A 303-nucleotide genomic window follows, 5' to 3' on the forward strand; every position below is an offset into this window, starting at 1 on the left:
ATCCACATGCCGCGCAACACCGGCACGGGCGTTGTCATCGGTGCCTTCAGCCTGGTGTTCGGCTTCGCGATGATCTGGCACATCTGGTGGCTGGCCATCGTCGGCTTCGTCGGCATGATCGCCACGTTCATCTACCGCACCTTCGACCAGGACGTGGACTACTGGGTCCCGGCCGCCGAGGTGGAACGCATAGAGAACGCACACCGCAAGCACATGGGAGCCCAGGGCCTGGTGAAGTCGGAGCTGAAGGCATGAGCACCAATACCTAGACCCTGAGCCACGGGCCCGCCGCGCACGCGGCGG

The 303-nt window shown here is 64.7% G+C and carries 1 pseudogene; it reads left to right on the forward strand.

Going from position 1 to position 303, the window contains the following annotated elements:
- A pseudogene (locus tag EN846_RS34415) lies at positions 1-255 on the forward strand (cytochrome o ubiquinol oxidase subunit I); the annotation flags it as partial.
- Between the last annotated feature and the right edge of the window lie 48 nt (positions 256-303).

The organism is Mesorhizobium sp. M4B.F.Ca.ET.203.01.1.1, from assembly GCF_004791025.1.
GTDB lineage: Bacteria > Pseudomonadota > Alphaproteobacteria > Rhizobiales > Rhizobiaceae > Mesorhizobium > Mesorhizobium abyssinicae.